Annotated in this window: 20 protein-coding genes and 2 tRNA genes; 9 read left to right on the top strand and 13 right to left on the bottom strand. The window is 42.3% G+C overall.

Going from position 1 to position 26,825, the window contains the following annotated elements:
* Positions 1–24 precede the first annotated feature (24 nt).
* Positions 25–2,124 (top strand): DUF262 and DUF1524 domain-containing protein, encoded by a 2,100-nt coding sequence (locus tag VLA57_RS01280; RefSeq protein WP_011513932.1) that lies wholly within the window; start codon positions 25–27, stop codon positions 2,122–2,124.
* A gap of 298 nt (positions 2,125–2,422) precedes the next feature.
* Here the strand turns inward: VLA57_RS01280 and VLA57_RS01275 are convergent, their stop codons facing one another.
* The 11 genes from VLA57_RS01275 to VLA57_RS01225 form a co-directional block, all read right to left on the bottom strand.
* A complete protein-coding gene (locus tag VLA57_RS01275) occupies positions 2,423–3,769 on the bottom strand; it encodes a tyrosine-type recombinase/integrase (protein WP_333954104.1) in 1,347 nt (448 codons plus the stop codon).
* 164 nt (positions 3,770–3,933) lie between these two features.
* A tRNA-Leu gene (locus VLA57_RS01270) sits at positions 3,934–4,020 on the bottom strand.
* 125 nt (positions 4,021–4,145) lie between these two features.
* Positions 4,146–4,219: transfer RNA gene (locus VLA57_RS01265), tRNA-Cys, on the bottom strand.
* A 128-nt stretch (positions 4,220–4,347) separates the two neighbouring features.
* On the bottom strand, positions 4,348–4,482 hold the full coding sequence (locus VLA57_RS01260) for a putative transporter small subunit (RefSeq protein WP_223145227.1): 135 nt from the start codon (positions 4,480–4,482) through the stop codon (positions 4,348–4,350).
* Between the two features lie 88 nt (positions 4,483–4,570).
* On the bottom strand, positions 4,571–6,226 hold the full coding sequence (locus VLA57_RS01255) for a sodium:solute symporter family protein (RefSeq protein WP_220432393.1): 1,656 nt from the start codon (positions 6,224–6,226) through the stop codon (positions 4,571–4,573).
* 747 nt (positions 6,227–6,973) lie between these two features.
* Positions 6,974–7,987 (bottom strand): formate dehydrogenase accessory sulfurtransferase FdhD, encoded by a 1,014-nt coding sequence (locus VLA57_RS01250; protein ID WP_333954103.1) that lies wholly within the window; start codon positions 7,985–7,987, stop codon positions 6,974–6,976.
* Between the two features lie 60 nt (positions 7,988–8,047).
* Positions 8,048–10,390 carry an FdhF/YdeP family oxidoreductase gene (locus VLA57_RS01245; RefSeq protein WP_333954102.1) on the bottom strand — a complete coding sequence of 781 codons (2,343 nt, stop codon included), beginning with the start codon at positions 10,388–10,390 and terminating at the stop codon, positions 8,048–8,050.
* Positions 10,391–10,845: 455 nt separating this feature from the next.
* Positions 10,846–11,640 carry an ABC transporter ATP-binding protein gene (locus VLA57_RS01240; RefSeq protein WP_011513927.1) on the bottom strand — a complete coding sequence of 265 codons (795 nt, stop codon included), beginning with the start codon at positions 11,638–11,640 and terminating at the stop codon, positions 10,846–10,848.
* Between the two features lie 31 nt (positions 11,641–11,671).
* Positions 11,672–12,571: an ABC transporter permease gene (locus VLA57_RS01235; RefSeq protein ID WP_011513926.1), complete on the bottom strand. Its 900-nt coding sequence runs from the start codon at positions 12,569–12,571 to the stop codon at positions 11,672–11,674.
* A 348-nt stretch (positions 12,572–12,919) separates the two neighbouring features.
* The gene (locus VLA57_RS01230) at positions 12,920–13,945 is read right to left on the bottom strand and encodes an ABC transporter substrate-binding protein (protein WP_011513925.1); all 1,026 of its coding nucleotides are present in this window, start codon (positions 13,943–13,945) and stop codon (positions 12,920–12,922) included.
* Between the two features lie 139 nt (positions 13,946–14,084).
* A complete protein-coding gene (locus VLA57_RS01225; RefSeq protein WP_333954101.1) occupies positions 14,085–15,134 on the bottom strand; it encodes an ABC transporter substrate-binding protein in 1,050 nt (349 codons plus the stop codon).
* A gap of 452 nt (positions 15,135–15,586) precedes the next feature.
* Between VLA57_RS01225 and VLA57_RS01220 the strand changes: the two genes are divergently transcribed.
* Entirely contained in the window at positions 15,587–16,024 is a 438-nt protein-coding gene (locus tag VLA57_RS01220) for a hypothetical protein (RefSeq protein WP_333954100.1), read from the top strand.
* A 99-nt stretch (positions 16,025–16,123) separates the two neighbouring features.
* Here VLA57_RS01220 and metG read toward each other — a convergent pair whose 3' ends face one another.
* Together metG and VLA57_RS01210 are read right to left on the bottom strand one after the other, a co-directional pair.
* Complete coding sequence (gene metG / locus VLA57_RS01215) at positions 16,124–18,232, bottom strand: methionine--tRNA ligase (RefSeq protein WP_333954464.1); 2,109 nt, start codon at positions 18,230–18,232, stop codon at positions 16,124–16,126.
* 408 nt (positions 18,233–18,640) lie between these two features.
* Positions 18,641–20,056 (bottom strand): GntP family permease, encoded by a 1,416-nt coding sequence (locus VLA57_RS01210; protein ID WP_333954099.1) that lies wholly within the window; start codon positions 20,054–20,056, stop codon positions 18,641–18,643.
* 358 nt (positions 20,057–20,414) lie between these two features.
* On the opposite strand from VLA57_RS01210, the gene VLA57_RS01205 reads away from it, so the two are divergent.
* From VLA57_RS01205 to dcd, 7 genes are all read left to right on the top strand, one after another.
* Positions 20,415–21,128 carry a CoA transferase subunit A gene (locus VLA57_RS01205; RefSeq protein ID WP_333954098.1) on the top strand — a complete coding sequence of 238 codons (714 nt, stop codon included), beginning with the start codon at positions 20,415–20,417 and terminating at the stop codon, positions 21,126–21,128.
* Positions 21,129–21,204: 76 nt separating this feature from the next.
* Positions 21,205–21,834 carry a CoA transferase subunit B gene (locus tag VLA57_RS01200; protein ID WP_011513919.1) on the top strand — a complete coding sequence of 210 codons (630 nt, stop codon included), beginning with the start codon at positions 21,205–21,207 and terminating at the stop codon, positions 21,832–21,834.
* A 136-nt stretch (positions 21,835–21,970) separates the two neighbouring features.
* Positions 21,971–22,771: a 3-hydroxybutyrate dehydrogenase gene (locus VLA57_RS01195; RefSeq protein ID WP_333954097.1), complete on the top strand. Its 801-nt coding sequence runs from the start codon at positions 21,971–21,973 to the stop codon at positions 22,769–22,771.
* Positions 22,772–22,931: 160 nt separating this feature from the next.
* Positions 22,932–23,186: a hypothetical protein gene (locus VLA57_RS01190; protein WP_333954096.1), complete on the top strand. Its 255-nt coding sequence runs from the start codon at positions 22,932–22,934 to the stop codon at positions 23,184–23,186.
* Between the two features lie 332 nt (positions 23,187–23,518).
* Positions 23,519–24,745: an iron-sulfur cluster carrier protein ApbC gene (gene apbC / locus VLA57_RS01185; RefSeq protein ID WP_333954095.1), complete on the top strand. Its 1,227-nt coding sequence runs from the start codon at positions 23,519–23,521 to the stop codon at positions 24,743–24,745.
* 145 nt (positions 24,746–24,890) lie between these two features.
* Positions 24,891–26,033, top strand: coding sequence for a DUF2804 domain-containing protein (locus tag VLA57_RS01180; protein ID WP_333954094.1), 1,143 nt, complete (start codon positions 24,891–24,893; stop codon positions 26,031–26,033).
* A gap of 136 nt (positions 26,034–26,169) precedes the next feature.
* Entirely contained in the window at positions 26,170–26,745 is a 576-nt protein-coding gene (dcd, locus tag VLA57_RS01175; protein WP_020443725.1) for a dCTP deaminase, read from the top strand.
* Positions 26,746–26,825: the final 80 nt, after the last annotated feature.

The following is a 26,825-nucleotide window of genomic DNA, read 5'->3' as shown; positions in this document are numbered from 1 at the left end:
GGATTTGAGGATAGGATCACTATTATGAAAGCAACAGAAGCCAAACTACTCGATTTTTTAAAGAAATCACCACAATTTATTATTCCTATATATCAGCGCACCTACTCGTGGACTGAACAGCAGTGCCGTCAATTGTGGGATGATATCATGCGCGCAGGCAATAATGATGCTGTTGGGGCTCATTTTATTGGCTCTGTAGTTTATATCGAGAAGGGCTTATATCAGGTTTCTAGCCAGTCACCTTTACTGGTAATTGATGGTCAGCAAAGATTAACAACAGCTATGCTTCTTTTAGAAGCTTTATCTCGTCACCTTGGCGATACTGAACCTGTTGAGGGATTCTCTGCTAAAAAACTGCGCAATTACTATCTGCTAAATCCATTAGAAGACGGTGAGCGTGGATATAAACTGATTTTAACGCAGACTGACAAAGATAGTTTCTTATCCCTAGTGACACAAAAGTCACTGCCACAGAAGTTCTCTTTACGAATTAAAGAGAACTTCGATTTCTTTGATACACAGATAGCAAAACTAAATGGCAATTTAGAGCAGCTCTGCCGTGGTCTAGCAAAGGTAATTATTGTTGATATTGCTTTGAGTCGAGATCAAGATAATCCACAGTTGATTTTTGAGAGCATGAACTCTACTGGCAAAGCACTGAGCCAAGCTGATTTAATTCGCAACTTTGTATTGATGGGGTTGGAGCCAGATCATCAAGCTGATCTCTATTATGACCATTGGCGGCCTATGGAGGTCGAGTTTGGTCAGGAGAGCTATGGTGATTACTTCGATAGCTTTATGCGTCACTATTTGACGGTAAAAACAGGTGATATTCCTAGGCTTGATGGTGTATATGAGGCCTTTAAACAGCATGCTCAAAGACTTGAAGCAAAAGGATCAAATGTAGATCAACTGGTTGCCGACATTCACTCTTTCGCTAAATACTTCTGTGCAATGGCACTAGACAAAGAAACTGATAAACAACTAGCAGTGGCATTTAAAGATTTGCGTGAGCTCAAAGTTGATGTTGCTTATCCTTTCTTACTTGAACTTTATCATGACTATAGTCTAGAACAGCTTAGCAAAGATGACTTCTATAATGCGGTACGCCTGATTGAATCGTATGTTTTCCGTCGTGCGGTATGTGCAATCCCTACAAATTCATTAAATAAAACCTTTGCAACTTTTCATAAAGCGCTTGATAAAGATCGTTATTTAGAGAGTATCAAAGCTCACTTGATCGGATTACGTTCTTATAAAAGATTCCCAAATGACGATGAATTTAAGCGTGAACTCGTTATTCGTGACTTATATAACTTCCGTAGCCGCACTTACTGGTTACGTCGTTTCGAGAATTTTGAGCGCAAAGAGCATGTTTTAGTAGATGAATATACTATTGAGCATATCATGCCTCAGAATGAAAGGCTTTCGAAGCAGTGGCAAGAAGAGCTTGGCGCTGACTGGCAACAAGTGCATGCAACCTATTTGCATACACTTGGCAACCTAACACTAACTGGTTATAACTCTGAGTACAGTGACCGCCCATTTATTGAAAAGCGTGATATGACAGGTGGTTTTAAAAATAGTCCACTTGTACTTAACGAAGATCTAAGAAGCTGTAGCGTATGGAATGAAAGCGCAATTAGCGCGAGAGCTAGAAAACTTGCCAATCGCGCTATTGAAGTATGGGTGGCACCTCATTTACCAGAGAGTATATTACAGGCTTATATTGATATACCTTTACAGCATGAAGGCTATACGCTGGCAGACCATGTTCATCTTGCTGAAGATGCGCCAATGTATGATCTCTTTCAGCAGCTTCGTAAAGAAGTAATGGCTCTTGATCCTAGCGTTACTGAAGATATCTTAAAGCTATATGTCGCATTCAAAGCAGAAACTAATTTTGTTGATGTAGTGCCACTAAAAAGCAAATTGAGATTATCTATTAACCTACGTTTTCATGAGCTAAATGATCCTAAAGAAATGGCTAGAGATGTTAGCAGTCTTGGTCGCTGGGGTAATGGTGATGCTGAGATTGGGCTGAGCGATATTTCTGATTTACCCTATGTAATGGGGCTTATTAGACAGGGCTTGGAAAAGCAGATGGGCGAAAGTGTTTATTAATAGTATAGTCTGTACCAAATAAAATCGATACGTTAGTAGCGACGTACTACTGGTATGAATTTTCCTCGTTTGCTGTGCGCTTTGCACTCCAGAGGCTTCAAAAAATTCATTCTAGCAGTACTGTATCGTTTTTAAAGTAACTAGACTATATCGTAATAATGATCTGACATAATTCATCGCTTAAATATTCGTCACTGGTGGTTCTAAATAGAAAATAGCCTTTTCGTATATGATATATAATTCAATACTTTTAAAAGTGAGTGCTTCAAAGAAAGTTTAATATGAGCTATTTATTCTTCTACAATAGCTCTAAAACCTTATCCTTTCCTAGCTGGGCGATCAATGCTTGCAGCTGGGTGGTAGGATTAGCTTTATCTTCTGCATCTGCTTTAAACTTTGCCGTATCTCTACCTTCTCGTAAAGCATCTAGATAGTCTGCCCATTTCTGCATCATGTCGCTACGATCGTCGATGTATTCAAACCGACCGTAAGCAGTTCCATTAGGGTCTTTAGTAGTATGACCTAAAGCCATCTCAACAAGAACAAGCGGATACTTTAACTGCTCTTGTAGGATGGTCTTCGCTGTCGCTCTAAAGCCATGAGCACAATGTATGTCTTTATAGCCTAAATCCTTTAAACGCTTATTAGCAGTAGCGTCAGATATGATCTGATGCTTTTTTGCCGTCTGGCTAAAAAAGACATACTCGGTATGCCCATTAATCTTTTGTTGCTCACGCAATATAGCTACGGCTTGACGAGGTAGGGGAACAACCATGTCCTTGACCATATTTACCTTGCCTTGTCCTTTCAATGGCTTTAACCGCCACCTGCCAGCCTCTAGGTCTAGATCAATCCAGCACATACGTCTTAAATCACCATTGCGAACAAAGAGAAGCGCTAATAGCCTAAGGGAGTTAATGGTGTTTGGATCACCCTCTATCGTTTCAATAGCTCGCAGTAACTTGGCTAAGTCTTTCGGCTTGGTAACAGCTGGACGATGACCGTAACTAGATTTAGCTAATTGGCTTTTAATAAGCGCCGCAGGGTTGCTACTACAAAACCCACGAGCATTAGCATAAACAAATACATCACTAGCGATGCCTGCGCAGCGTTCAGCTTTGTCAGTAGGCTTGTCGTCTTTATTTAAAGACTTGGCTTGAATATCTAAAAGCACTTCAAGCATTCTAGGAGAGCCAATTTCGCTAATTGGCTCATTACCTATGTAGGAGCATATAAGCTCCAAGCGACCCTTCTTACGAATGAGCGTATTACCTTTTTGACTCTGTTCAAGAGTATCGAAGTATTCCCAAGCAAAGTGATTAAAAGAGTTTTTAGTTTTACTAATAAAACTTTTCTTTATATCTTCACGGTGGATTTTAGGATCAATGCCTTTGCTTAAAAGATCTTCATACTCACGCCAAACTTCACAGGCACGAGCATATGAGATACTTGGATATATACCGATGGAGATAATACTTTGTTTGGGGTTTGAAGGTGGGTAATAGCGATACATCCATGATTTGGTTTCAGTAGGACGCACCATTAAGAAGAGTTTGGGATGATTTTTGACAGCAACGAAGTACTTCTTATCTTCAGGTTTATGACTGCTAATGCTTCGGTCTGAACTGATCGCTTTTCTTTCCATATCCTACGTCTCCATGAGTAGACTCAAAACTCGGTATACTTGACAGTATACTCAAAGTGCATGGATTAGGATAGATTCATAGGACAGTATAGAACGCCAGATACAACAAAGCCCCTGATATCAGGGGCTTTAGCTGTTCTATAAGTTAGTATAGGACTATGTAATGGTACCCGGAGCCGGACTTGAACCGGCACGCTATTACTAGCGAGGGATTTTAAATCCCTTGTGTCTACCAATTTCACCACCCGGGCAAAACTTGTATTATCTAATAAGTAAGCTTTCTACTTGTTAGATAGTGGTCGCTATTATAAGCATTTACATTAATAAAGCAAGCTAAAATTAATATAAATCCTAATAAATTTTTAACCTAAATAATTGGAGGCTGAGGTCGGAATCGAACCGGCGTTAACGGAGTTGCAGTCCGCTGCATGACCACTCTGCCACCCAGCCAATCAAGGACGCCTATATTAGCAAATATAATTTAAATTACAAGCCCTTTTTGATATAAAGACCAATTATTTATCAGGTTAGGTCTATTTAGCGTCATATCACGATAAATCCTAGCCTCAATTAAGCCGCTAAACGATACTTTTATTGTTATCTACAGCCTTTTTTACATCTCTATAAGTCGCAGTGCAAATAAGTATCAGTACACCCAGCGTGATTGCTGGCCAGATTAAGATATAAAGCCCATAAAAAAACGTGGTTTCCATATTAACTCCTTTATTTTAGGTATTAAAAATGAATGATGAATACATCAAGCCATTAAAAAACTCATTAAAACGTCGATAAGATATAAATCTAGTTTTGAACGTTGGTTGTCGGCGGTATGTTGGGTTTATTGTCATAGTCGCCAACGCGCTGTTTAATAAGGTCAAAGTCAAAATGCTCGTTGCTCATGAGGCTGATAATGACGCAGACGATTGTACTGGCACCATAAGCGGTCAGTGATGCAAGCAGCACCATATATTGACGTAAGAAACCAGTGGCAAATATCAGCATCAGTATCAGTGTGAGGGCGGCAGCTGCTACAGCCATTTTTCGACCTAAAAAGCCAAATACCATGAGTCCAATCACCACAGCAGCACCAACGCTTGCCAATACTTCAAAAAATAGCGCCGTAACGCCAATGATAGGTATGAGCTCAAAGCGAGCGATACAGAATAATAATAATCCGACGATGACGGCTGAGGTAAAGGCAGTGTTTGTCACGCGATTCCAGAACACACTGGCAATCACTGGGAATACAATCGCACCCCATAATGCACCGACGAAAACCAGCATCACGAGAATATCAAGCTTAAAGCTGGCAAAAATCAATCCGGCAGCCGTAGCGACAATCATGGTTCCGCGACCGACAAGCATCATGGTTTTTGGGTTTACGCCGCCTTTTTTGGCAATATTCTTGCCATAAATGTCAGCCATCATAATGGTAGATAGTGCTGATAAATCTGAATCAGCCGTTGAGGACAGGGCACCAATAACCAAGATAAAGAATAAGGCAATGAATACCGGATGTAGATAAGTGCTGACCATTTGCGGAATCAAATTATTCATATTGCCATTAAGCGGCTCAATACCTATGGTTAATGCCATAAGTCCAATCATGCCGAGACCAATTACAATACCGGCATAGCCGACAGTAGCAGTAATAAAGGTTGCTTTAATTTTGCTTTTATCAATGGCAAATAGACGCTGGGTAATGGTTTGATTGCCAATAGCATAAGCCAATACTGCGACGAAGTAAGGCGCACCTTGCTGAAAAAAGGCTTCAGATGAAAAGAAGTCTTGTTGCTGCAAGGTTAGATTTGAAAGTCCACTGACCATGACAGAAGGACCACCCATGGAAAACAGTACCGCTGGTATAATGATGACACCAATCGCCATTAACGCGACCAATTGGGCAAAATCGGTGAACACTGAAGCACGAAATCCAGAAGTTAAGGTATAGCTTAGCACTCCGACGCCAGCGATAATCACCCCTGTTTGGAATGACAAAGGTGATAATACTGATACCAATGCGCCAGCAGCGGTGAAATTGACCATCAAGCTAATTAAGCTGCCCATAAGGTTAGATATGGCTAAAATTAATTGGCTTGATGAGCCGTGGCGGGCGTGAATAAGTTCACCCAAGGTATGTCCATTAGGGGCAAGTTCACGAAATCGCATCCCAAAAGGGTAGATGAATAAAATCATCAAGGCACCCCAAAAACCATAATGCAATGGTCCTGAGACGCCATATTTATAGCCGGATGTGGCAGCTGCATAAAATGACGCTGCCCAGATCCAAGTAGCGGTCATACTAGCAGCACCCATACCAAAACCGACGTTGTGACCGGCGACCATAAAGCCTGAGGTCGTCTCCTTATCTTTTTTTATTAATAATGACAGCAGATAAGTACCACCATAAAATGCCAGTAATAGCAAAATGATGGTTAATGCTGAAAATTGGAACAATGACTCAGTTTTCAAATTCCTACCTCGCAATTGTTATAAGTAAAATGTAGATTAAAACGTATTCTCCCAAACTATGAGGTATGCAAAAACGACCTATTAAGCCTATAGGTCAATTATCGGTAGCACGCAACGAGATGAAACGTCACAAAAAAAATTGAAAGCGGATGGCTTTTGCCTCTTTATGACTTCATCATAAATTATGAAAGATATGTCAAAAATCATAGGGGCAACGCTCGATATGCGTCTGTAAATGGCTGAACCATTACACTACGAATGATGCATACGTGATATAGCTGGCTGCTGATAAAGGCTTGTACAAGCATCTATAGCAATAATACGGATGAGCGGTAAGTCGCAACTGCTTGACTTATGCTAGGTTTAGATAGCGTGTATCAGATATATATAACCATGGATCGAGTATTGTTTTACTCATCTATGGTCTTATACACATAATCCGTAATCGTGATGGCAGGTGATAAATGTCTAAGCATTTAACCTGACATACGTAGCATTGATAATTAAAACTACAGTAATGTTAAATATTAGTAACATGTTTGTGCCTTAAGACTAACCTATTCTGCTATCAATCACAAATTTTATGGTCAATTATTATAAATAATGATATATAAATCTGACCATTGAAAAGTCTGTTCGACAGATGAGGAAGATATTAAAAAACAAAGTTTGATGGAAGTGGTTAGACAAAGAATGTGTTCAAACATTAGAGTAGAAGAGGGCCTACGTATTTTAAGAGTCGGCATAACCTGCGTAGTAAGTCACGCGGTTATCACGTAAAAATCCTGCTAGGCCTAAGCCATAACGCTCGGCAACACGTACCGCGGTACTGGTCGGTGCAGACATACCAATCAGCCAAGGTATACGACTACGAATGGATTTTTGTACCAGCTCAATCGATAAACGCGAAGTCATTAGCACATAGTCAACCTCTGCCTTATGATGCAACTGCCATCCTATGAGCTTATCGAGGGCGTTATGGCGCCCTACGTCCTCAAATAGGTACAGCTGCTGCTCGTATAGGGTTGCAGCAGCATGGACAGCGCCTGTGAGCTGATGGGTGTGCTGGGCTACATTGATTTGTGCCTGTATACTCAGTAAATCGTCAAGACTAGGCATCGCTCTACTAAGCAATGGCTTGTTTATCTGATATTTACTTAGATCGGGTAGTGCTTGTGTTAAACCCGTTATGCCGCACATACCGCATCCTGTGCGTCCTGCCAGTTGGCGTTTTTGCGCTTGAATACGCTGATGACAGCGCTGGTTTAAGACTAGCTCGACCACGTATATATCATAGTCTTGTAGCTGCTCTGAGAGCTGATCCAAGCTTATAAGCTCATCAGTCAAATTAGAATTAAGAGAATCTTTATTAGAAGAATTTTGAATGAAAGAATCAGGAGTAAAGTCTTGATAACTTTCATCGTCTGTTAATTGAGTAATATCCCAATCTAGTAATTCATGACTATGCTGAATCAATCCTTCACTATATAAAAAGCCGATGGCAAGGTATTCGAGTTGATAAGGACTTGCCATCAAGACAGCGTAGTGAATGCCATTAATCACAATGGCTACAGCTGCCTCAACAGCCAACATTCCTGACTTGGTATCAATATCCAGCGGCGCATTCTTAGCAGCATCTAAAAATGCATCTGATGTATAGCTGTGTTTATATGCCACATGTAGCCGTGACAATGGCGCATCTTTCTTAAAGCTATCTTCTGCAGCCAAGTGAGGTTTGTTTGCCATTGTGAGTGCTTATTAGCCTGTGTTATTAATAAAATAAAAGTCCTGGTGCCGAGACACCCATCATATGGCAGTTGCCATACTGCTTTGTTCAAGACACTTCAATACCACGGTAACAGACTTATAAGCAGGTGTTCTGGATTCCGGCGCATGACTGTCCAAATCAAGCAGGTCATTACATTCAGGATAATAGGTTGCCACTGCATTCGCTGCAATATCCATCTCTGTCAGTATTAAAGGTCCTAACGTGCGCTCAGCATTTTGACTGTCTTGGCGCGATACCATGATTTGATCGCCTTTTTGCCAACCTAAGCGACTGATTTCATCTGGATGCATAAAGAGCACATCACGACGATCAGTCTGTCGGTAGCGATCTTGAAAGCCGAATATCATGGTATTAAATTGGTCATGACTACGGACACTGGTTAGTTGCCAGAAGTTTTGCTCAGCAGACTGGTTCATATCAAAGGTTTGATTGTTTACTGAATTATTTTGATAATCGGATGTCGTTTGTGCCATTTGCGCGGTAACGTAGGTAATCGGATATTGCGGTACTTCAAATTGTGCTTTGCCACTATCCGTATTCCAAATCCGATGGCGCGCCGCATGATACAAGTGAAAACCACGCTCAGCAGCACGAATACGCTGATTGAAATCCTCAAATCCTTCAATCGCTTGCGCAATATAATCACGAATAATATCAAAATCCTTACTCATCGTTTGCCAAGGAATTGAGGATTCAATTCCAAGTACATGAGTTGCCATATCTGCAACGATTTGCGCTTCGGATTTTAGCGCGTCGCTGATAGGATTTATGCGTCCTCTGGTCGCCACAACTTGACACATTGAGTCCTCAATAGTGGCAAACTGCTCACCTTTATCAGTGATGAGGCGCTCGGTACGACCGATGCAAGGCAGGATAAGGTTATTTTTACCCGGATAGAGCATGGTTTCGTTAAGCTTGGTTGCGACAAAGACATTTAACTGAGTGGTAGTCAGCGCCGCTTGAATCGCACTTTTATCTGGCGCGGCAACCGCATAGTTGCCACCCATACTAACAAAGGCTTTGATGTCGCCTTTTATTAGTGCCTTTGCACCGGCGATGACATCAAGCCCATCTTCTTGTGGCATCGGCTGCTTAAAAACGCGCTCAAGACTATCAAGCAAGCTCTGCTTAGGACGTTCATGAATACCCATGGTACGATCACCCTGCACGTTTGAGTGTCCACGTACAGGCGATGCGCCTGCACCATCGATACCAATCATACCCATTAGCAGCAGCAAGTTGGTAATCATGGCAACATTATCCTCGCCTTGGACATGCTGAGTGATGCCCATGCCCCATGTACAAATCGTTGCTGGACTCTCAGCAACCAACTTTGCAAGCGTAATAATCTCTGCTTTACTAATGCCACAGCCAAGCTCTACATCCGTCCAAGATTGCTGACGTAACCAAGCATCCAGAGCGTCATAGCCTGAGGTATGCTGCTCAATAAAACCACTGTTCATTTTACCGTTTTTGGTGAGCCATTTAGCCATGCCGGTTAATAAAGCCGCATCGCCACCGATTTGTATTTGGATAACCTCATCGACCATCTCATCACTTTGACCTGCTGCCATATGGGAGGGTTTTTGTGGGTTTCTAAACTTGCTTAGACCCTGTTCGCGCATGGGGTTGATAGAGACAATGCGGCAGCCTTGCTTATGGGCATGGGCGAGCATTTCAAGCATACGTGGGTGATTGGTTGCAGGATTTTGCCCAAACAATAAGATCAGCTTAGCCTGCTCAAAATCTTCCAATATTACGGTTGCTTTGCCGATGCCTAACTGCTTACCAAGCATCACTGACGTTGGCTCATGACACATGTTTGAGCAATCAGGTAGGTTATTAGTGCCAAAACAGCGCACAAATAGTTGAAACATAAAAGCAGGCTCGTTGGTCACCCGTCCTGAGGTATAAAATAGTGCCTCATCTGGCGAATCAAGCTTTTTTAATTGCTCAGCGATAATCTCATAAGCCGCTTGCCAAGAAATCGGCAGATAGCGGTCTTGAGCAGCATCATAATAGAGTGGTTCTGATAAGCGTCCACTGTGTTCAAGCTCATAGCCTGACCAGCCTTGTAGCGCTGTGACTGTATTATTAGCAAAAAAAGTTGCGTCTGCTCGTCTGTTCATCGTTTCACTGGCGATGACTTTGATACCGTTTTCACAGACATCTATGGCCTTATTTGACTTGTGATCCGGCCATGCGCAGCCCGGACAATCAAAGCCGTCCTTTGGCTGATTGCTATGTAAGACGCTGATACTGCCGCGCAAAAAAGCCTTGTAATCCATTAAGGTACGCGTAGAGGCAATCAGTGCAGGCCAACCCGCTGCAGGGTGTATATAAACAGGAATTTTGCGCATGATAAACCTTATAAGCGAGTGCTGATAGATAACGGTCATTTTACTAAGAGCAGATGTATAAACGCTTACTATATAATGGCTAGTGGCAAAGTGGTGCTATCATTACTTATCAATAACAAAAACCTCAAAGAAAATCAGGCTTGGCTGATGAGTAGAGGGCTTTGGTATATAAAAAGCGAGCTGATTCAAAAGATATAGTCAATGAAAAGTAATATCGACATATTATGTACTGCTGGCATCAATTTTTCTTGCTTGCTGTGCCTACGCAGACAGAGGCTGCAAAAAAATTGTACCCGCAGTACCGTAGCGTTTTTAGGGTATTTTAACTATAGTGACGTTAGATTCTCAATTGGGAATAACGATCAGCTATTATTTTTATCGTAAACCAAAAGCAAAAAACGCCTACTTCATCGTAGGCGTTTTTTATTTATACTCGAAAAAATACGTGTTATCGGTTAGCTCAAAATCAAACTATCATCATCAACTTTCTCGCCGCGCGTTTGCTCAAACATATCGAGTAAATCATGCACAGTCATGCCTTGACGTTTATCACCAGCCACATCTAATACCACTTGACCTTGATGTAGCATCACGGTACGCGTGCCATGCGCCAATGCCTGCTGCATAGAGTGCGTGACCATCATAGTGGTAAGCTGATTATCAGTGACAATTTTATCGGTTAGCTCTAACACAAAAGCGGCAGTTTTAGGATCAAGCGCCGCCGTATGCTCATCCAGTAAAAGAATCTTAGAAGGCTGTAGTGATGCCATCAATAGGCTAACCGCTTGGCGCTGACCACCGGATAACAGACCCATGCGGTCAGTCAAACGATTTTCTAACCCAAGTTTTAAGACCGACAATTTTTCGCGAAATAAGTCACGGTTATTTTGGTTTAGAGCAAAGTTTAAACCACGTTTGCCACCGCGTTTATAGGCAAGCGCCATGTTTTCTTCAATCGTTAACGCTTCACAAGTTCCCGCCATTGGGTCTTGAAATACACGAGCCACCCAATGAGCACGCTGGTGCGCGGTCTTTTTGGTGACATCAATGCCATTTAGTAAGATTGAGCCACTATCGACGCGAGTGGTACCACTGACCGCGTTTAAAAAGGTCGATTTGCCCGCGCCATTGGTACCGATGACAGTGACAAATTCACCATCAGCGATATTTAAATCGATACCACGTAGGGCAGGGTTTTCAATGGGCGTTCCAGGATTAAAGGTCAACCGCAAATCTGTAGCTTGCATCATAATTATTATTCCTTATGGGTGCACATTGACATTAAGCCCGAACTTTACGACTTAAGAATTTATTTTTAGCTTTTGGCAATACCAATGCCAATACCACGAGTAGGGCAGTAATCAAGTTCAAATCTTGCGGCCCAAAGCCGATACTACGTAGCGTATCGCTCGATAGTGCCACTTGAATAAACAGCTTATACAATACCGCACCGACGACCACCGCAAAAGTAATCAGCCAAATGCGTTTAGCTGGAATAATCGTCTCACCGATAATGACCGCTGCCAAACCAATAACGATAGTACCGATACCAATTGAGATATCTGCGCCACCTTGGGTCTGGACAAAAAGCGCGCCAGCTAAAGCAATCAAACCGTTAGAGATTGCCATACCAATGATGGTCATCCATGAGGTATTGATACCTTGTGCTTGCGCCATACGTAGGTTTGAGCCGGTTGCTCGCATAGAGAGACCGGTTTCGGTACTATAAAACCAATTTAAAAATAACATGGCCAATAGCACGACAATACCAATGATCAGACAGCGCATCCAATAGCCATTGCCATCATTGACCAAGGTACTAAAGACAGTCGTTTCACCCAACAGCGGCAAGTTTGGCGCACCCATAATACGTAGGTTGATAGAATAGAGCGCAACCATCACCAAGATACTGGCAAGGAGCTGTAATATGCCAAGCTTAACGTGCAACCAAGCAGTGACGATACCGGCAATTGAGCCGGCTAGCATACCAAAGGCGCAAGCAAGCCATGGATTGACACCAGCGATGATAGAGATGCCAGCGACCGCACCACCTAATGGAAAACTGCCGTCAGCGGTCAAATCAGGGAAGTCGAGGGTACGAAATGAAATAAGGACGCCAAGCGCCACTAGGCCATAAATCAGACCACTTTCAAGTGCACCAAAAAAAGCAATTAAAGACATAAGAGATCAGTAAGTCATAACCAAGTGTTTAGAGAACCATGAGGTTGAGATGAGTGGCATATATCAGCATCATCTACAAGCCAAACACTTAGGCGGTGAATTTAACAGATTGTATAATCTGCAGCTAGGGTAAAGCGCAACCGATCACTGTCATAAATGATCATAATCTTTGCTTATTGAAAGCCTTTAAACAACAAGCCCAGCCTACTGACACATAGCTGGGTTTTGTTTGTAGCAATAATTCGCACCAATAAATAGCAAGGTAAAGCTAATGTAGACGATAATGACAGCTTGCGCAATCAACATTATCATCTACTGTTTGTTTTATACTGATTAGGTAAAAGGCAGTTACTCTACCACTTCTTTCGCTTTATCAATAACCGCTTGTGGCAAAGTGATGCCTTGCTCTTTAGCATGTTTTGGGCTGACATATAAGTCAAGAACTTTTGGCGTGTATACGGGAATTGCGCCTGCTTTTTCACCATTTAGGATACGTACAACGATTTTGCCAGTTTCACGACCAAGATCATAGTAGTTGACGCCCAATGCTGCGATGGCACCGCGCTCAACTGAGCTGGTATCCGAGGCAATTAACGGAATCTTACTTTCTTTAGCGGCTTGATATAGTGACTCATAAGCTGAAACCACGTTATTATCCGTTGAGGTATAGATCATATCGACCTTACCTTCTAGGCTACGTGCTGCCATCGCAATATCAGTACTACGCTGGGCAGGGGCTTCATGTACTTTGATGCCAAGTGGCGTCAGTTTTTCTTTTAGATTTTTTAGGATAATCGTTGAGTTAACTTCACCTGGGCTATAGACGTAGCCGACATTTTTGAGACTAGGAATAATTTGGCGCATCAAGTCAATTTGTGGCTCATAAGGAAGCGCATCAGAACCACCAGTGACGTTGGTGCCAGAACCATCAAGCTTTGAGACCAGTTTGGCTTCAACCGGATCAGTAACTGCTGAAAACACTAACGGGATACTGCTGGTTGCAGCAGCGACTGATTGAGCCGATGGCGTACCAATAGCAATGATAACGTCTGAATTGTCGGCGACGAATTGCTTGGCAATCTGACCAGCAGTGGCAGTATTACCTTGAGCACTTTGGAAGTTAACTTTCAGGTTTTCACCATCTTTAAAGCCGGCATCGTTTAGCTCATCGATTACGCCTTTACGTACGGCATCAAGTGCTGGATGCTCAACGATAGCGGTAATAGCCACCGTTTTCATTTCTGTTGTGGTATCGGTGCCCGCAGTACCATCAGTCGCGGTACCTTCTTTAGCTGGCTGATTACAACCAGTCAAAATAGCGGTACATATACCGCCCCATAAAAGAGCTTTGGCAAAACGATTCTGATACAACATGGGTCTTACTCCTGAAAGTAATAATGTGTCCGTACATTATATAAAAGATAGATAGAAGGTCTTACGTACTGCGGTTATAAACAGTGTTTGTTATAAATTATAAGCTATCTACTGCGTATTCACTCTTATCTAACAGCGATTATTTGCTGGCAGTTTTTACTTTTTCATCGACATTAATAGCATTTTTTAACAGCTCATCTGACAGTACTACACCTTGCGTTTTAGCATGTTTAGGGCTAACGTAGAGCGTCAATTCGTTCATCACTTCAGGCTTAACGGTACTGACCGCCTCACCATTTAAAATGCGATAAACCATCTTACCTGTTGTACGACCAAAGTCATAATCATTGACACCAAGTGCTGCTGTGGCGCCGCGTTGGACACTGAATTCATCAGAGGCAACAATAGGCAGTTTTAGCTCATTGGCAGCTTGTGCCATGGCTTCAAAGGCTGAGGCAACATTATTGTCAAACGAGGTATAAATAATATCTGCGCGACCCTGTAAGCTACGTGTCGCCATACCGATATCTGTTGGACGGTTGGCTGGAATATCTAGTAATGATAAGCCACGTGCTGGCAGCGCTTTTTTAAGCGCATCACGCAATGATACCGAGTTGGCTTCACCAGGACTGTATACATAGCCAATGGTTTTGAGGTCAGGCTTGATTTTTTGTAGCAAATCTATCTGTGGCTCTAATGGCAATTGGCTTGATAATCCGGTCAAATTGCTTTGAAAGGGTTTACCATCTGCAGTGATCAATTTGGCACCCAGTGGGTCTGAGACGGCGGTATATATAATTGGTATGGTCGTGGTTGCAGAGACGATAGATTGTGCCGATGGGGTTGAGATAGCAACGATGGCATCAGGATTGTCGCCGACGAACTGCTTGGCAATTTGTCCTGCGGTTGCCGTATTGCCTTGCGCACTTTGAAAATTAACCTTTAGATTTTGACCTTCGACATAACCGTTATCCGCCAACTCATCAATAATGCCACGACGCATATCATCCAATGAGGGATGCTCAACGATTTGAGTGATTGCCAATGTTTTGGCAGGTTTTTGAGCAGTAGTGGTACTGTCATCGGTAGTCGTTGTAGTATCTGCAGGTTTAGAGCAGGCTGATAATCCAAGCGCGGCGCTCATCGCAGCACCAAGTAGGCTAAAGCGTAAAGTAGTAGCAAAAATCATTTTATAGTGGCTCGTAGGTTAGAAAGTGCAGGTTACCCGAGTCAATGTTATGTGAATGCTGAGATAACGGGCTAACATCAAAGTAATCAATCCATTGATCATTATGTTCATATTATGACAGTAATGTAACTTATCGCAATAAAAAATTAAAGCGTATGCGTCACCAGTGTTATTAAAGCAAGTATTGACTGTTTTATTTGGCAAAATCATCTTTATTCGGCAAAACTCTGCTTAAAAAACGCACAAACCAGCAATTCAGCGATTACAAACGCACTTTATAATTAACGCAAGCTAATTTTTATACGAAAGTTACAGTGAGTCTGAAATCCATATCATTATTAATCATGCTGACATTAATCATGCTGACATTAATCATGCTGACATTAGTGAATGTTCAACAGACTCTACCATCTACTTAATCTTTTTCAAATGAATATTTTAAGGATGACATTATGAACACTACTAATCTTAAGTTATTAACCATCGCTGGCATTACAGCGATCTCATTGATTTCCTTACCTGCTATGGCAAAAGAGGGTCACGGTAATAATCATGGCAAGGGCAAATCTGCGTATGTCGGTAAAGATAAGCATGAACAAGTACAGATCAAGGGGCATCAGTCAGAAAAATATAAATTTAAAAATGGTTATAGCAGCAATGCCCAGCCTAACATTAATGCTTATCGTCATGCTAACTCTAACGCCTCATTCAAGCGTGATCTCGATCAATACGGTTACAGAGTCGTCGGCAAAATTGATAGAGATATTTATGATCGTTCGGTAATTTTAGACCGTTATGATGACCGTTACGTTCGTATTCGCACGCCAGAAAATAAAATTGTGACGGTCGTTAATGATACGTTGCAGATCATTGATATTTTGACCAGATAAACAGCAAGCTTACTTTCTATTCTTTTTAACATAAAAAACGGTCTATTTAGACCGTTTTTTGTTTTGTTCTTTTATTATTACTTAATTAATTTAACGTTTTTAAGCAAGTGAATCACCGATAACGGCTTCATCAGGTAAGGTAATTACCACCAGACCTGTTTTCGGGTCGCCTGACGACAATATCATGCCTTCTGATATGCCAAATTTCATCTTACGCGGTGCCAGATTGGTCACGCAAATGACCTTTTTACCTTGTAGTTGCTCAGGCTCATAGAATTTGCTAATACCGCTAAAGACGTTGCGAGGTTGTACTTCACCAACGTCTAGTGTGAACTGAAGCAGTTTGTCCGCGCCTTCGACATGGTTGCAAGCGATCACATGAGCGACTTTCATCTCGACTTTGGCAAAGTCCTCGATACCAATATAGTCTTCTTGGTCTGTAGTTGCATCGACATCTTTCGCTGATGGTTGCGTGTTCTTGGTCGCTGGTTTTTCGTCTTGGCTAGCGGTTGATGTCGCCATTACGCCTAATGAGGCTTTAGACTCTTCAACCATCGCTGCAATATCTTTTTCTTCAATACGCTGCATCAGTGGTTTAAACTTATTAATTTGATGACCAAGCAACCACTCATTACGGCTGGCAAAACTTAAATCATCAATGTTCAAGAACTCTTTAGCATTGGCAGTCAGCTCAGGTAATACAGGCGCAAGATATACCATCAATTGACGGAAGATATTGATTGCCACAGAGCAGATATCTTGAACTTCTTGCTCTGCGCCTTCAACCTTGGCAAGCGCCCACGGTTTTTTGTCATCGATGTATTCATTGGCTTTATCAGCACACTGCATAATCAGGCGCATGGCACGAGAAAATTCACGGTTTTCATAAGCCGCAGCAATCTCATCGCCCGTCTTGGTGATGTCTTCTAATAGGCTTGGCTCAGCACAGACATCTGTCAGAATACCATCATACTTTTTGACCAAAAACCCAGCGCTGCGACTGGCGATATTGACTACTTTACCAACGAGATCAGAGTTAACCTTTTGCATAAAGTCTTCTAAATCAAGGTTAATGTCCTCGACTTTGTCAGATAACTTACTCGCAAAGTAATAACGCAAGTACTCAGGATGCAAATGCTCAGCATAAGTGTCGGCTTTAATAAAGGTGCCACGCGACTTACTCATTTTTTCGCCATTGACCATCAAGAAGCCATGAGCAAAGACGCCGGTTGGTGTACGGAGTTCACTACCAGCAAGCATGGCAGGCCAAAATAGCGCATGGAAGTAAACAATATCTTTACCGATGAAGTGATACACTTCGGTTTTATGCTCGTTTTCTTGCGCCCAATAATGGTCAAAGTCTAGAGCCTCTTCTGTACCTGCACGTTTATCACACAAGTTCTGAAAGCTTGCCATATAGCCAACAGGCGCATCTAGCCATACATAGAAGTATTTATCTGGCTCATCGCTTGGCGTGTCTGGAATTTGAAAGCCAAAGTAAGGCGCATCACGCGAGATATCCCAACTGGTCAAGCCGGCATCGAACCACTCTTGTAGCTTATTGGCAACTGAGGTTTGCAAGCGATTATCACTGCGCGTCCAATCCTTTAAAAATTGCTCAAACTCTGGTAAATCAAAGAAATAATGCTTTGAAGTCTTTAGAATAGGCGTCGCATTTGATAACGTAGAGTACGGATCTTTAAGTTCTGTCGCATCATAAGTCGTACCACAAACTTCACAATTATCACCATATTGGTCGGTAGCGGCGCACTCAGGGCAGGTACCTTTAACAAAACGATCGGCTAAAAACAGCTGTTTTTCAGGGTCAAATAGCTGCTCCACATCACGAGTAGAGATATGACCTGCATCTCTAAGGCGGCGATAAATTAGCTCAGAAAATTCCCGATTTTCTTCTGAATGCGTTGAATGATAATTGTCAAAATTAATCAAGAATTTAGCAAAATCGGCTTCATGAGCAGCTTGCACATTGGCAATTTGCTGTTCTGGCGTGACGCCATTGTCTTCGGCTTTGAGCATGATGGCAGTACCATGAGCATCATCCGCACAGACATAAGTCACCTTATGACCTTGCGCCTTCATCGATCGCACCCAAATATCAGTTTGGATATACTCTACAAGATGCCCCAAATGGATGTCTCCATTGGCGTAGGGCAGGGCACTGGTTACTAAAATCTCACGCACTTTCATCACCTATATTCTTATATAAACGGGTTGGTTATCAATAGAAATTGAAAAAGTGTGCCTATGATACCGTAATTCGGCTAAATTTGTGATATTGCTTACGAATTAATATGGTAATAAGCGCTATAGTTGATTCACTTTTAGAAGAGTGCAGCGCTACTGGTATTAATTATTCGTAGACTCTGTCTGCGTAGGCACAGCAAGCAAGAAAAGTTTATACCAGTAGTACGTTATGATAAGTGTAATGTATTTATTGATATTTATGATAAAAGTCCAACATAGTAAATCCTTATAAAGCGCTCATAAAACCCCCGCTAAGCTTTTGCTTAGCGGGGGTTTTATGAGCGCTTTACAACAGGGAAGCTGTCCCTTTTTTAGATTGAATCCATTATATGCTTTACTGATTCAACCCAATTAAAATGAACCAAACATCGTGCCCAAGGTAATGACAACGACAACAGCAATCAGTGGAATAATCATGGTGACCATTGCCAAGTTTAAGTAGGACTGTTTATGTGTCAGACCACAAATGGCCAACAAGGTAATGACCGCACCACTGTGTGGTAAGGTATCCAAACCGCCTGCTGCCATTACCGCCACTCGATGCATGAGTTCTGGATCAATACCAGCTGCTACTGCCATTCTTAGATAGTCTTCACCCAAGGTTGAAAGTGCGATACTCAAACCACCAGATGATGAGCCAGTAATGCCAGCCAGCGTGGTCATAGCGACTGCTTCTGAGATGAGTGGATTGTCTGGCGTTAGATTCAAGATACTATCACGAATGAGAAGAAAGCCTGCTAATGACGCGATAACGGCACCATAGCCTACTTCCGACGCGGTATTAAAGATCGGTAACATCGAGTCATAAGTACCGCGGTTGATGGTTTTTTGTAGGTTGGTCCAATGACCGAGACGCATGACGATTAGCACGATACAAGCTACAACCAATGATAGGATGATCGACCATAGCCCAAGTGAACCTGCGATATTCAAATCTGGGAACTGAGTCTGTAGGCTACTAAAATCCATCGATGGGAAGACAAAGTAAGTCAGTAAAGCGTTCAAACTGATGACCAGTATCAGAGGAATCATCGCAACGGTGAATGAGGTATGATGTGTACTAAGCAAGTTGGTCTCTGCTGCGCCTCCACCAACACCGCCTACATCGCTCTCATCGTGCTGACCATACCCTTCACCAGCGGCATTCGCTTTTCTGGCACGCGATTGCAACCACAACCAACCACAGACAAACATGATCGTACCACCAATAAGTCCCAAGACAGGTGCGGCAAATACGTTGGTATTGTAATAAGGAATCGGAATAGCATTCTGAATGGCAGGCGTGCCAGGTAATGCTGTCATGGTAAAGGTAAACGAACCTAGGGCAATCGCTGCTGGAATCAAGCGCTTAGGAATATCAGCAGCTTTAAACAAGTCTTTGGCGATTGGATAAATAGCAAATGCCACGACAAACAGTGACACACCGCCATAGGTCAAAATACCGCAAACTAAGATAACCGCCAAAATCGCTTTACTGGCGCCAAGCTTTTCGACCACCGTTTTGGCAATCGCTGTTGCCGCCCCAGAATCTGCCATCAAACGGCCAAAGAGTGCGCCCAGTAAGAATATAGGAAAGAATTTGAGTAGGAAGCCACTCAATGCGCCCATAAAGACATCAGTATAAGCAGGAATGCTGCTTAAAAAATCACCTGAAAGCAGTACGGCTAAAGCAGCCATAATTGGCGCTAAAATCAGTACGGAATAACCGCGATAAGCAAAGAACATCAAAAGTAGTAAAGTAATAATAATAGCAAGTGTGCTAAACATGACCGCCCTCCTTGGCTAAGTTAAGCCTGAGAGTATGCAGGGCATAGAGAAATAGGTCAATAAAATTAAACGTAACGGGCGATTTAACGTATTTTATCAAACATTATTTTAGACAATTAGAATGGTAACCTTACCCATATTGCTCAAGCTGCGCTGCCTTGTACGCGCTTTATATTATTGTCTAGTCGCTGCTAGAATTATATGTTAAGTTATTACAGCTGTACTCTAGATTTTATAGTGATATAAATTGTATTGCTTTAAATATAAAACTGATTGGTAGTCTAGTGTTCGCTTGAATAAGCAAAACCTATAATGAATCAATGTAAATAATAAAAATGAGACGTGCAAGGAGATAAGCATGAGTCAATCAAAGGTGTATGACAGCGCAGATGCGGCGCTGAGTGGTGTTGTGCGTGACGGACAAACGCTGGCGATCGGTGGTTTTGGTCTATGCGGTATTCCTGAAGCGTTAATCGAAGCATTGCGGGATAGTGGTGTTGAAGATTTGACGTGCATCAGTAACAACGCTGGTGTCGATGACTTTGGCTTGGGATTGTTATTACAGACGCGCCAAATTAAAAAAATGATCTCATCTTATGTGGGTGAAAATAAAGAGTTTGAGCGCCAGTACTTGGCAGGCGAGTTGGAAGTTGAGCTGACTCCGCAAGGGACATTGGCAGAAAAACTGCGTTCAGGTGGTGCAGGTATTCCGGCATTTTATACCGCAACTGGCGTTGGCACCTTAGTTGCTGAAGGTAAAGAAACCCGCGAATTTGACGGTCGTACTTATGTGCTTGAGCATTCATTACGCGCTGATGTGTCATTGATTAAAGCGCAGAAAGCCGATAAGGCAGGCAACTTAATTTTTAATAAAACAGCGCGTAATTTTAACCCAGACTGCGCGATGGCGGGCAAGATTACCATTGTTGAAGTTGAAGAAATTGTAGAAACTGGCACTTTAAATCCTGATGAGATTCATCTGCCGGGTATCTTTGTGCAGCGTATCGTATTGAACAGCAGTCCTGAAAAGCGTATCGAAAAAACCACGACTAAAGCGGTTGAAGGTGTTTAGTCATTGCGATTACAGCATGATTAATAAATTATTAAATTTATAGTAATAGAATATTGTAAAAATTAAGGAAGCTACCATGGCATGGACAAGAGAGCAGATGGCACAGCGTGCCGCACAAGAGTTACAAGACGGTTATTATGTTAACTTAGGCATCGGTCTACCGACACTCGTTGCAAACTATATCCCTAAAGACGTCGATGTCTGGCTACAGTCAGAAAACGGCTTATTAGGTATTGGCGAGTTTCCTACTGCAGAAAACGTCGATGCAGATTTGATCAATGCAGGTAAACAAACGGTCACTGCCGAATCAGGTGCGAGTTATTTTAGTAGTTCAGAGTCGTTTGCGATGATTCGTGGCGGTCATGTTAACCTTGCGATATTGGGCGCGATGGAAGTCTCAGAGCAAGGCGATTTGGCAAACTGGATGATTCCCAAAAAAATGGTTAAAGGCATGGGCGGCGCGATGGATTTGGTCGCAGGCGTACAGCGTGTGATTGTGCTCATGGAGCAAGTTAATAAACACGGCGAGCCAAAAATCCTTGCCAATTGCGAATTACCACTGACCGGGAAAGGCGTGGTTGATCGTATTATCACAGAGCTTGCGGTACTTGATGTGACTGATAATGGCCTAAAATTGGTTGAGCTTGCAGATGGTGTTAGCTTCGATGAGCTACAAGAAAAAACACCAGTGAGCATTGCTCAATAGCTTTGATAAACCACTCAATAGTTCAAATACTGATTAGTAAATTGTTTAATAGCCACTATATTTTAGTGGCTTATTTATAGGCTTCATTCATTACTACTCATCACTACACACCATCACCTATTATTAAGGATAATATATGGCGACCCAATTACAACAGGATTTGACCGGCAAAGTAGCATTGGTCACAGGCGCTGCCAGCGGTATCGGACGTGATATTGCCGAAACTTATGCCAAGGCGGGCGCTGCAGTCGGTATTGCTGATATTAATATTGAAGCGGCTCAGAAAACCGTTGATGCTATTGAAGCCGCAGGCGGGCGTGCCGTTGCAATTGCGATGGATGTAACGTCTGAAACTGCTGTTAATGACGGTGTTCAGAAACTGGTCGATACCTTTGGCGGTATTGATATTCTGGTATCTAACGCCGGTATCCAAATCATTGACCCCATCCATAAAATGGCGTTTGAAGATTGGAAAAAAATGCTCGCCATTCATCTAGATGGGGCGTTTTTGACCACCAAAGCTGCCGTACAGCATATGTATAAAGATGACAAAGGTGGCACAGTGATTTATATGGGTTCTGTGCATTCACATGAAGCCTCATTATTTAAAGCGCCTTATGTCACAGCCAAACACGGTTTGCTAGGTCTATGTCGCGTATTGGCAAAAGAGGGCGCTGCCCATAATGTACGCTCGCATGTGATATGCCCAGGGTTTGTTAAAACGCCTTTAGTCGAAAAACAAATCCCTCAACAAGCGGCTGAAAAAGGCATTAGCGAAGAGTCAGTAGTGAACGATATTATGCTCGTTAATACGGTTGATAAAGAATTTACTACGGTTGATGACATTGCTCAACTGGCTTTATTTTTGGCTGCATTTCCAAGCAATGTCTTTACCGGACAATCGATTGTCGCAAGCCACGGCTGGTTTATGAATTAATAGTACGAATTAAGAACTTGTTTGGTCAGTCAGCTTAACTGTATGAGCTTGCTAAAAAAGACCAATCGACTAGGGTTTATCTTTATATTGACCAGAGCCAATGATATTGGCTCTTTTTTATGAGCGCTCGTTGGGCTATCTTGGGCGCAGGGATAAGGTGATGAATAATAAAGACATATCAATAAAGTTAAGCGATACTATTGAAAGACAGGATTTTAAGCGCGCGATTGATGCGGTGCAGACGTTACGTCCTATAGATATCGCTGATATCATCGCGCTGATTAAACCCAAACTTGCTTGGCAGTTATTAGAGCAGCTGCCCAATCGCTCGACGATATTTGTGTATATAAATACCGATATTCAGGGGACGCTTGCTTCGGTATTCCCTCGTGCTGTGTTCGCGGTGATTTCATAGTGTCGCTGGTATTGGTATTGGTAATGAGTATGATGTCTGTGGTGATGATAAGCTGCAAGCTTGTCTTTTTTATTAAACAAATTTATCCTTGTCTCGTGTCATAAAGTAATTCATCTATGTTATTTGATATCGATGATACCGTAGGCTCAAAGCTGTACGCAAAATGCTGTCTTACTGGCATCATGGTTTTTTTATGCTTGCAATTGAGCTACACTGACACGATAAAAGGTTTGGCTAAAAAGCTTATGGCTTCTATCGTTAATTATTCTCGTTATAGTATTAATAATACTTTTTAGCATACCAACCCACTTGTATAGGCAGTCACGGTCGCTATGTTTAATTTTATGAAGAAAAAACCCACCGCACAAAAGGAAACTCCAGAGCATAAAGCTGCGCTTGATAGCGCTGTTGATAAAGTATTGCTGGGTTATCATGTTGGGGATAGCAGTATTGCTACGATGGTCACTGGGCTTGAGCGTAATGGTGGTGAGCTGACATTAGAGTTGCGTCTGCCACATGAAAGCGATCCTGAGGCCATTCAGCAAGCGCTTGGGCAGTTATTACAGCCGCATGGTATTCAAAGCATTCATATGAATGTTCGGATACCAGCGCCGATGAAAGGTGAAGGCTCAAGTTTGCCAAAAGCAATGCCAAAAACCACCAATGCGATGGATAGTCATAGTAAACCTGTTGCCAAAAGCGATGATAGTACGGTAAATGCTGAACCACCTATCACTAAGCAAGCTCCTACCCAAGCGTCGTTGTCCGCTCATCCGCGTATTCGTCATATCATTGTCGTTGCCTCTGGTAAGGGCGGCGTGGGAAAATCAACCACTACTGTCAATATCGCCTTGGCATTACAAAAGCTCGGCAACCGCGTTGGTGTATTAGATGCTGATATTTATGGACCCAGTATGCCAGCGATGCTAGGTGTGAATAGTGTCAGACCTGAGCTTGAAAATGAGCAGTTTGTGCCAATTAATGCGCATGGACTAGCGATGTTATCGATTGGCAGCTTGCTTGATGGTGATAATACGCCTATCGCATGGCGCGGTCCAAAAGCGACCGGCGCGTTGATGCAGCTATATAATCAAACCAATTGGCCACAGTTAGATTACTTAGTCATTGATATGCCACCAGGCACCGGTGATATTCAGCTCACCCTTGCTCAGCGTATTCCGGTGACGGGCGCTGTCATTGTGACTACGCCGCAGCATATTGCGTTACTTGATGCCCAAAAAGGCATTGAGATGTTTAACAAAACCAATATTCCTGTGCTTGGCGTGGTTGAAAATATGGCGCTGCACACTTGTAGTAACTGCAATCATACTGAAGCTATCTTTGGTACGGGCGGCGGCGAAAAGATCGCTGAGCAATATCAAGTGCCGCTATTAGGACAGCTTCCACTGGCAAGTGCTATTCGTGCACAGGTAGATAAAGGTGAGCCAAGCGTATTAGTCAACGATGAGTTTGCGTCTTACTATCTGAGTATTGCCAAAAATATTGAAACCAATATTAATAAGTTTGCCAAACCGGTTAATGATAAGCGTATTTTTTAATGGTTATAGTTTCCTACTAGGAATCACAGCGTTTTTATTTTTAATGGGCTATTGTTTGCTATTATAATAAAGTATTAATTAGCAATAGCCATTACATAACAAACTGCTTAACTCTTGGTATAAATTTGGCTAGGACGCTGCCATTATGACTCAAAACAATCATCATCAACCTTTTGCTGATATCTCTAATAAATTGAAACCAGCGGTGCTCGACCAACTAGTCCAAAACGGTCAGCCTTATTCTGGTATTTTTGCCCAAGTTAAAAACATCAATTATTTAGATTATCACAGTCACCTTATCTCACAAAAACCTCTGCCCAATTGGCGTAAAGATTTAAAAGCCAATCAATTCTGCTTTATTCAAATCATTCAACCACCTTATCGAGTCTGCTTGGCACTGGCGACTATTAAGCTTGCGACGAGTGCTTTTGTTTATCTTTATAATGATGAAACAAACGAGATAGAGGTGTGTGAAGCCTTGCAGCCTTTGACGCTTGATACGCGTTTAGAGGGTAGTTGCTATCAAGGGCAGATGGCATTTAGACATAACAATCTGACATTGACGTTAGATTTTACCCCGCCACAAGTCAACGTTGTGTTAGATAGTCAGTATCTGGCTATTGAAGCAACGTTACAGCGGCAGTCGCAGCCTTTGGCGGTCTGCACACCGACTGGCAGGCGTGGCTGGACTTTTACGCAAAAAGAGCCGCTTACCAAAATCGTAGGTCACTTAGCTATTAAGGCCAATTCAACGTTTAATAATGGACAACAAGTTCAGAAAATATCATTCAATGATGACACTATTGCCAATTTAGATTGGACACTTGGATATATGCGTCATGAGACCAATTGGTTTTGGACATGTATCAATAGCTATTTGCCAGATGGTCGTCATTTCACATTGAACTTATCGATGGGTGTTAATGAAACGGGCACTAGTGAAAATGCGTGCTGGCTAGATGGGCAGATATGTTATTTACCGCCTGTTATGTTTCTTCGTGATGCACTAAATTTGCCATCCAATCAGCAAGACACTGTTGCTAATAGGTTAGATGACACACCGCAGCCTTGGCATATCTATCATCAAAACCTTGGCTGGAGCAATGTTGATATTGATTTAACCTTTACACCTATGACGGTTTATAAGAAGACCGATAACTTTGGTATCGTTGCCAGTATTTTTGAGCAATGGCTTGGTTTTTATAATGGTGAGATTCGAATCAAACAAGAGGTGATTAAGCTTGATAATGTGATGGGACTGGCAGAAGATCATTATGCAAAATGGTAGGCGATTATCATTTTGACCAGAGATTTATTTTAAACGTAGCCAAGCCTATAAATTGAGCGCTCAATTCCGTATAATCGTCGCTATCAAAACACCATTCATATTATAAGTTTTATTTTATATCTGCTAAGGAATAACAATGTCTATCAAGTCTGACCGCTGGATTCGTAAAATGGCTCAAGAACATGGCATGATTGAGCCGTTTGAAGCCGGTCAAGTACGTTTTAATGATGCCGGTGAGCGTTTGGTCAGTTACGGTACCTCAAGCTATGGTTATGATGTACGCTGCGCGCCTGAATTTAAAGTTTTCACCAACGTACATTCAGTAATTGTGGACCCTAAAAACTTTGACGAAAAAAGCTTTATTGATGTCATCGGTGACGAATGTATTATTCCGCCTAATTCTTTTGCATTGGCTCGTACGATGGAATATTTCCGTATTCCACGCGATGTATTGACTATTTGCCTTGGTAAATCAACCTATGCCCGCTGCGGTATCATTGTCAATGTCACACCACTTGAGCCTGAGTGGGAAGGGCATGTGACTTTAGAGTTTAGTAATACCACCAATCTTCCTGCGCGTATCTATGCTGGCGAAGGCGTTGCGCAAATGCTATTTTTCCAAAGTGATGCTGATGATGTCTGTGAGACGAGTTATAAAGATCGCGGCGGTAAATACCAAGGACAGCGCGGTGTGACCTTACCAAGAACCTAATCGTTTAAGGTTATCACCACTTTTGGGCTGGCAATAAAAAAAGCTGAACATATTTAATATGCTCAGCTTTTTTATACGAT

The organism is Psychrobacter sp. S4(2024) (genome assembly GCF_036861305.1).
GTDB classification, from domain to species: Bacteria; Pseudomonadota; Gammaproteobacteria; order Pseudomonadales; family Moraxellaceae; genus Psychrobacter; species Psychrobacter cryohalolentis.
Note: the sequence above shows the minus strand (reverse complement) of the source record. Positions and strands in the feature narration are given on the sequence as shown.